We start from the raw sequence: 7,815 nt of genomic DNA, 5'->3' as shown, positions 1-7,815 counted from the left end.
GCCTACCAGCGTTCGGGTAACTTCCACGCGTACGCGACCGTGCATTACACGGCTCGTTTCCGCGTGGATGGCGGCCCCTGGCAAATGATGGAGGTGACTCCGCAGGCGACCAGTGATCCGTTGCTGGTGCGTGTGTGGTGGGTTGATGTGGGACGCGTAGCAGGTGACTGCAGCTACGACGACACTCGTTGGGGCTGCAAGAACGACCCCACGATGGGTAAGAAGGATAACCCGAACCCGCGCCTACGCAAGGCTGATATCCGTACCGGCCAGCGCTGGCACCTCAATGATAACGGCGACGGGGACACGGAGTATTCGCTGCACCGCGACTGGCCCGACATGTAAACCAGGTCCAACCCAATATGTTAAATAACCGCAGCAGGCGGCCCCGGATACGGAAGTATTCGGGGCCGTTTGCTTTTTAGACAGAGGTTTTCGATAGGTTAGTGTCTTCACCGTGGGTCTGTAACCCGCTGTGAAGACACTAACCTATCGACGAAAAGGCTAAGTCATAACCCATAACCTGCTCCCGCCTACCTGGCGCAGCCGGAGATCCGGTCATGGGTTTACGGATTTGTGCCATAGGTTAGTGTCTTTGGTCGTAGCTAAAAGCCATGGCAGAAGATACTAAACCATGGCACAAATTCTGTACGGGTTACAGCCCCATAGCGAAAATTCTCGGCGCAAAAAGTCTCGGCATGAAAACCCATACCGCGTAACAACCCGTAATAATCCGTAACACCCCCTTGCGGGATACCCCCCTAGGGTATATACTGGAGCCATGGAAACCACCAGCAACCAGTGCTGCCACAGCACATCCACCCAGGTCAGCACCGCATCCGGCACACCCGCCGAAAAACCCACTGAGGCGCACACTGGCGCATGCTGCAGTGGCGAGGCGCCCGAAACCCAGTACGGTTACACCTCCAACAAAGAGGCGCACCTCAAGCGCCTGCGCCGCATCGAAGGGCAGGTTCGCGGCATCGCCCGCATGGTCGATGAAGACAAGTACTGCATCGACATCCTCACCCAGGTTGCCGCGGTCTCCAAGGCGCTCCACGCCGTCTCCCTGAACCTGCTCGAAGAGCACATCGGCCACTGCGTGACCGGCGCCGCCGTCGAATCCGAACGCACCGGCGACCCGACCATCGCAGAGGCCAAGGTCAAAGAAGCAACCGCCGCGATCTCGCGCCTCATGCGCAGCTAAACACGCTGCCCCTAAACACCGGGCGGACCCAAGTTTTCAACCCATTACCGAAAGGAAATCATCATGAGCACCACCACCGTTAAGGCAACCGGCCTGACCTGCAACCACTGCGCTATGAGCGTCAGCGAAGAGGTCAGCGAAGTTCCCGGCGTGACCGGCGTGACCGTGGACGTCGTCAAGGACGGCGTCTCCACCGTGACCATTGAGCACGAGGGCACCCTCAACACTCAGGCTGTCGCAGACGCCATCGTCGAGGCTGGCTTCACCCCCGCCGTCTAGCACGGCAGCCGGCTCGATTAGGAGTCATCATGGCTTACCCTCCGCAGTACATTGCGATGGTTGTTGGCGCGGTCCGCACCCTTGTCGGCGCCGAAAACATGCACCTGCGCGACGCGATTGCCCGCGTTGCCAGGCAGATGAATCTGGATGCGGCACTGGTCGATTCGTGGGTGAAGCAGAGCCCCGAATATACGGCGCGTGAAGATGCGTCCGGCGCCGCGCGACGTAGCGGCACGAGCGCGAATAAGCGTTCCGCCGAGCACGAGCAGGGCGTGAAGGCGCGCGAGAAGGCGAACGCTTCGCCGTTCCCGCGGGCTACCGTGAAACGTGCCTACGGTGTGTCTGATCGTGGCGCGAAGGTGACCGGTATTCGCCCGCATACGAGCAGGCCGGATGGGCTGCCCGGCGACCACTAAGCCGCCGCTTTCACAGCCGCAACCCTACGCTCGCCGCCGCGTTTACCGCCTCGCGGTTTTACCCGTGGCTTCACCCTCGCGCGCTCTCGACGCTGCACCCCTGATACTGCACCAAACACCGCCCGGGGCGGGGTCCTTCGAGGCCCCTCCCCCGGCTTGGTGTGTACCTTTTTCTACCCTCCCGTTTTTGAGTTTTGAGGAAGTATTGTGTCTTCTACACAGCCTTCACTAACCACCCGTGAGCCCTCGTTACAGAGTGAGCGCTCTCTTTTTAATTCCGCCGGAACGACCGTAAAATCAACGGAGTCAACCCGAATCATCCACGTGGATATTCAGGGTATGACCTGCGCATCCTGCGTGGGTCGCGTGGAGCGTAAGCTCCGCAAAATCCCCGGCGTTGACCCGGCGGTGAACCTGCCACTGGAGTCGGCGCGCGTCATCGTACCCGAGGGTGTGAGCGACGAGCAGATCGTTGAGACCATCAACAATGCCGGCTACACGGCGCACCTCAAGAACGGGCCACGCGCGGGCGCTGGAACGAACGCGAGCGCATCCGGCGGCGGCAACCAGCACAGCACCCCGAGCATGAACGGCGGCTTCACTGACCGCATTATTTATGCGGCGATTTTGGGTGTGCCCATCTTCCTGATTTCCATGTTCCCGGCGTTCCAGTTCCCGAACTGGGGCTGGGTCGTGGCGATTCTGACCGCGCCGGTCGCGTTCTGGTGCGCCGCGCCGTTCCACCGCGCCGCGCTCATCAATGCCCGTCACGGCTCCTCCACGATGGATACGCTCGTGTCCCTCGGCGTGGTCGTGGCGTACTTCTATTCGCTGGCGCAGCTGCTCATGAACCCGGCGTTGACGGCGCACGTGCACCATGCGGGCGGCAGCTTCTGGTCGATGTTTACCGGCCACCATGCGCCGCTGTACTTCGATTCGGCGTCCATGGTGACGCTGTTCCTGCTGATTGGCCGCGCAATTGAGCACCGCACCCGCCACCGCTCCTCGGATGCGCTGCGCACCCTGCTGAGCATGGGCGCGAAGGAGGCGACCCTGCTGCGCACCGATAAGCAGGGCGTGACCAAGCAGGTGCAGGTTCCGGTGGAGGACCTCATGCCGGATGACCTGTTCCTGGTGCGCCCGGGCGAGAAGATTGCCACGGACGGCGTGGTGGTCGAGGGTACCTCCGCGGTGGATGCGTCCCTGCTGACCGGCGAGTCCGTGCCGGTTGAGGTGCATCCGGGTGATGCGGTCACGGGTGCGACGGTGAATACGTCTGGTTCGTTGACGGTGCGTGCGACCCGCGTGGGCGCTGAGACGACTCTGGCGAAGATGGGTGAGCTGGTGGCGAGCGCGCAGGAGACGAAGGCTCCGATTGCTCGTCTGGCAGACCGTGTTTCTGCAGTGTTTGTGCCGGTGATTTTGGCGATTTCGGCGCTGACTCTGGTCGGCTGGTGGCTGGTGTCTGGTGATGGTGCTGCGGCGTTTAATGCGGCGGTGTCGGTGCTGGTGGTGGCGTGCCCGTGCGCCCTGGGTTTGGCGACCCCGACGGCGCTGTTGGCGGGTACGGGTCGCGGCTGGCAGCTGGGCATTTTGATTCGTAATGCGCAGGTGCTGGAGGCGACGAGCACGGTTGATCGCGTGGTGCTGGATAAGACCGGTACCGTGACGACCGGCGAGATGTCTGTGGCGTTCTACGGCACTTTTGACGACTATGAGTCGGCAGGTGACTTGTCCGGTATTTCGCCAGATTCCGCCGGTTCCAAGAACGAGCGTTCCCTGTCTGTTCTGCGTGATGCAGCCGCCGTGGAGGCGCTGAGCGAGCACCCGATTGCCCGCGCAATTGCCGGTTTTGCCCGCGAACAGGGCGTGCTGGCCGAGGGCGCTTCGGCACCGAGCGTGAGCGACTTCGAGGGTGTTCCCGGAGGCGTGCGCGGCGTGCTGAGCGGCGCGGGTGACGGTGCCGAGAACGGCGCCTCCCAGCTGGTTGTGGTGGGTACTCCCGAGTACCTGCAGGCAGCCGGCGCGCAGCTGAGTGAGGGCCAGTTGGCTCTGCTGGATCAGGCTCGCCGGGCGGGTCTGACGACCGTGGTGGTTGCCCGCGGTGAGGCACCTGATGAGGCCCCGAACACCACCTCCTCTCTGCAGCCGGTCGGCATGATTTCGGTTGCCGACACCCCCAAGCCGGAGGCTGCAGAGACCATGGCGCAGCTGCGTGAGCTCGGCATGGAGCCGATCCTGCTCACCGGTGACGCCCCGCAGGTTGCGCAGGCGGTCGCCTCGCAGGTCGGTATTTCGGCTGAGAACGTGTACGCCGGCGTGACCCCGGAGGGTAAGTCGCAGGTGATTGAGAAGTTGCAGGCTGCCGGTCACCGCGTGGCGATGGTCGGCGATGGCGTGAATGACGCCCCGGCGCTGGCTCTTGCTGAGCTGGGCATTGCGATGGGTTCGGGCACGGACGTTGCCGCGGAGGCAGCCGATATCGTGCTGACCCGCTCGGATGTCGCCTCGGTGGTCACGGCGCTGCGCCTCTCCCGGGCTACGCTGCGCACCATTAAGTCGAACCTGTTCTGGGCGTTCGCCTACAATTCGGCGGCTATTCCGGTTGCCGTGGCGGGCCTGCTGAACCCGATGATTGCGGCTGCGGCAATGGCGTTTAGTTCGGTATTTGTGGTGCTGAATTCTATGCGTCTGACGGCGTTTAGGAAGTAGCGCCCTACCGTTATACAGAATGAATTGCCCCGCGCGATTTCAAACGAAAAATTCAAAAGCGCATCCCACCGCGCATTTCGCACGGTAAAAGATATAAAGAAATGCACCGCCCGTGTAAGGGCGGTGCATTTCTTATATTTAGTTTTCACGGGCGGCGGCTTGAACGCCTAGCTCAAACGCCTCGCCCGAAAGCCCGAGCCTAAAACCCGGCAAGAAAACCTCGCCGAGAGCCCGACAAGAACCTTACGCCCAGGTGACCAGGTCCTCAATGGAGCGGCGGCTCTTCGGCGCGATCTCACGGGCGCGGTAACCGAAGGTCACAGCCACGGACACACCGTATTCCTCCGGGTCGAACAGGCCTGCGGAGGCGAGCAGCTCGTTCACTGCTTCGTAGTTCATGCCCTCGATGGGGCAGGAGTCGATGCCGAGCATTGCGGCGCCGGTCATCATGTTGCCCAGGGCAATGTAGGTCTGCTTGGAGGCCCAGTCGAAGAGCGCGCGGTCGCTTTCCAGGACCTTCATGTCGTTCTTCTGGAAGTTGCCGTAGCGCTCGAGTGCGGCCTGCATCTGCTCCTCGGTGAGGTTGCGGCCTTCGAGGGTGCGGCGCATCCACGGGGTGTCGTAGCGCAGGCCCTTCTTCGCCAGCAGTACGACCAGGTGGCTTGCGTCGTCGAGGGCGCCCGCCATGCCCCAGGCGATCGGCTTGAGCTTTTCGCGCAGTTCGGGGTCCTGGATGACCAGGAACTTCCACGGCTCGGTGCCGACGGAGCTGGGCGACAGGCGCGCAAATTCGAGGATTGCGGCGAAGTCTTCGTCGCTGACGCGGCGGTCGGGGTCGTAGGCGCGGGTTGCGCGGCGGCGGGCGAAAATTTCGAGGGCTTCTTCGCGGGTTACGGTCACGGTTTCATCCTTTGCATGAGGGTTTCATTACCCTGTCATGCTACACCCGCGGAGGGTGCGGGCGGCGGAAAATGTGGTCAGTTACGCCTGCAGGAAATACGCCCGCGAGCGGCGGGACCGTATTGCCGGTGTCGTATTACAGGGTGTACGAAGCCGGTGGGCTGGTACCCAAGGCGCCCAGAGCGCACCTGCCCAGCACCTCCTATGATGCCCCTACTCGGCACCGGCTTTCATCCACACATCCGAGGCGGCGCGGCGGCCGAAAATGACCGCGCGGATTCCTTGGAAGTACAGAATATACGCCGCCCACAAGCCGCAATACCCGGCGAGCGCATCCATGGTGCCGGCGCCGACCGCCCAGTGCAGGCCGAGCATGACGGGCACGTACATCACCAGCATGATGAAGCAGCCGATTGCCAGGTATTTCACGTCCTGCGCGCCCATGAGGATGCCGTCCAGGGTGAACACGTACGCGGCGATGGGCTGGCCGAGGGCAATGATGACGGTGGCGATGGTGAAGAGGAACGCCACCTGCGCGTCCTGCGTGAAAATCCAGGAGCCGAAGAAGCCGATGAGCGGGCAGATTAGGCCGGTGATGACGCCGTAGATGAGGCTCATGCGGAGCAGCCGGTTTTTCAGCTGGCGGACCTTCGCACGTTCGGATTCTACGTTGAGGTCGCGTTCGCCGAGTTCCTTGCCGAGTAGCGCCTGGGCGGCGATGGCGAGGGAGTCCAGGGCGTAGAGGAAGAGGTTAAATACGCCCATGCCGAGCTGGTAGGCGGCGGTGTGTTCGGTGCCGAATCGTGCCACGACGAACACGGTCAGCAGGGAGGCGATGCGCATGGACAGGGTGCGCAGCATGAGCCAGGAGCCGAGCGAGAGCACAGAGCGCATGCCGGTCATGTCGGGTGCCCAGCGGACGGCGTGTTCGCGGGTGCCGCGCATCATGACCATGCCGAGCGCGGCCGCCATGCCCCACTGGGTGAGGGAGGTGCCGGTCGCCGAACCTGCCACACCCCAGCCGACCGGGTAGATGAGCAGCCAGTTCAGCGCAATGTTCACGAGCGTGCCGACCGTGGCGACCTTGAGCGGGGTGACGGTGTCTTGCAGCCCGCGGAGCGTGCCGACCTGCGCGAGGATAATCATCATCGGCGGAATACCCCACAGCGAATGGTGCAGGTAGTCCAGGGCGTAGCTCATGGTTTCGTCGGTCGCGCCGAGGCCGCGCAGCAGCGGGTCTGCGAAGGCGTATCCGGCGATCATGAGGAACACGCCGAGGCCGAAAGCGACCCACACGCCGTCCACGCCGATCTGCCAGGCGCGGCGCAGGTTCTTCTCGCCGAAGGCGCGCGCCACGGCGGGCGTAACGGAGTAGGCGAGAAAGTTCATGAGACCCACGACCGTGGTGACGAGCGTGGCGGCGATGCTCATGCCCGCGAGTTCTGCCTTGCCGAGTTGGCCGATGAGGGCGGAGTCGGTGAGCACGAAGATGGGTTCAGCAATGAGCGCACCGAAGGCGGGTACGGCGAGTGCGAGGATGCGCCGGTTCAGCGAAGGCTCGGCGGTGTTCGCGGCGGCATTCGCGCTGGGGTTCACGGCGTTCTGACCGGACGCGTTGTTCGGGTGCTTCTGTGTGCTCATCCTTCTAGGCTACTCCCCACCGCCGCGGCGGGTGCCTGCGCGCGGGGCGGGGTGCACTCTACGAGATGGGCGTGCGAGACGGGCGCTGTTAGGCGCCTCGGCCGCGTAGTTCGTCGAGGGCGCGGCGTTCCTTCTTGGTGGGGCGGCCGCTGCCTCGTTCGCGTTTGGCGACCGGCGGCATGGAGAGGTAGGCGGGGCGCGGGCCGGAAAGGTCTTCGTAGCAGGTGACGGCGATGGGTGCGCCTACGCGTTTGACGATGAGTTTTTCAACTTTGAAGACGCGTTCCCAGCCGGGGTAGCGGACCTTGACGATGTCGCCTTTTTTGAGTTTTTGGGAGGGTTTGGCGGGGGCGTCGTTGACGCGCACGTGGCCGCCTTTGCATTCGTCGGCGGCGAGGGAGCGGGTTTTAAAGATGCGCACTGACCAGAGCCAGAGGTCGAGCCTGGCGCTGGTTAGTGCGTTGGTGTCTTCTGCGGTCATGTGTTCATTGTGGCGCGAGGCGGGCGGGGCACCAAATCAGGTGTGCCCGCCTATCCTGCGCAATTTCGCCGCAATCTCACCGGGCAAATCCGCAACCGGCACCGCCCCCCCATGCGGCAGAAAATTTTCTACTGCACGCACCAGCCTATTGAGCGCAAACCCGTATCCACTAGGGGTAT

The 7,815-nt window shown here is 63.2% G+C and carries 7 protein-coding genes and 1 pseudogene; 5 read left to right on the top strand and 3 right to left on the bottom strand.

The window, feature by feature from the left end; translation table 11 throughout:
- The 5 genes and pseudogenes from HMPREF2884_RS09245 to HMPREF2884_RS05965 all read left to right on the top strand — a co-directional run.
- Nucleotides 1–345: pseudogene (locus tag HMPREF2884_RS09245) on the top strand (peptide ABC transporter ATPase); the annotation flags it as partial.
- Nucleotides 346–781: 436 nt separating this feature from the next.
- Nucleotides 782–1,207: a metal-sensitive transcriptional regulator gene (locus HMPREF2884_RS09435; RefSeq protein WP_012902717.1), complete on the top strand. Its 426-nt coding sequence runs from the start codon at nucleotides 782–784 to the stop codon at nucleotides 1,205–1,207.
- A 63-nt stretch (nucleotides 1,208–1,270) separates the two neighbouring features.
- Nucleotides 1,271–1,486 carry a heavy-metal-associated domain-containing protein gene (locus HMPREF2884_RS05975; protein WP_044150011.1) on the top strand — a complete coding sequence of 72 codons (216 nt, stop codon included), beginning with the start codon at nucleotides 1,271–1,273 and terminating at the stop codon, nucleotides 1,484–1,486.
- A gap of 29 nt (nucleotides 1,487–1,515) precedes the next feature.
- A complete protein-coding gene (locus tag HMPREF2884_RS05970; RefSeq protein ID WP_049341993.1) occupies nucleotides 1,516–1,902 on the top strand; it encodes a hypothetical protein in 387 nt (128 codons plus the stop codon).
- Nucleotides 1,903–2,106: 204 nt separating this feature from the next.
- Entirely contained in the window at nucleotides 2,107–4,614 is a 2,508-nt protein-coding gene (locus HMPREF2884_RS05965; protein ID WP_070616262.1) for a heavy metal translocating P-type ATPase, read from the top strand.
- A 243-nt stretch (nucleotides 4,615–4,857) separates the two neighbouring features.
- Here the strand turns inward: HMPREF2884_RS05965 and HMPREF2884_RS05960 are convergent, their stop codons facing one another.
- From HMPREF2884_RS05960 to HMPREF2884_RS05950, 3 genes are all read right to left on the bottom strand, one after another.
- On the bottom strand, nucleotides 4,858–5,514 hold the full coding sequence (locus tag HMPREF2884_RS05960; RefSeq protein WP_070616261.1) for an NAD(P)H-dependent oxidoreductase: 657 nt from the start codon (nucleotides 5,512–5,514) through the stop codon (nucleotides 4,858–4,860).
- A 213-nt stretch (nucleotides 5,515–5,727) separates the two neighbouring features.
- Complete coding sequence (locus tag HMPREF2884_RS05955) at nucleotides 5,728–7,155, bottom strand: MATE family efflux transporter (protein WP_083309679.1); 1,428 nt, start codon at nucleotides 7,153–7,155, stop codon at nucleotides 5,728–5,730.
- Between the two features lie 88 nt (nucleotides 7,156–7,243).
- Nucleotides 7,244–7,636: an RNA-binding S4 domain-containing protein gene (locus HMPREF2884_RS05950; protein ID WP_070616260.1), complete on the bottom strand. Its 393-nt coding sequence runs from the start codon at nucleotides 7,634–7,636 to the stop codon at nucleotides 7,244–7,246.
- Nucleotides 7,637–7,815: the final 179 nt, after the last annotated feature.

It is taken from the genome of Rothia sp. HMSC073B08, from assembly GCF_001812975.1.
In the GTDB taxonomy this organism is placed as follows: domain Bacteria; phylum Actinomycetota; class Actinomycetes; order Actinomycetales; family Micrococcaceae; genus Rothia; species Rothia mucilaginosa.
Note: the sequence above shows the minus strand (reverse complement) of the source record. Positions and strands in the feature narration are given on the sequence as shown.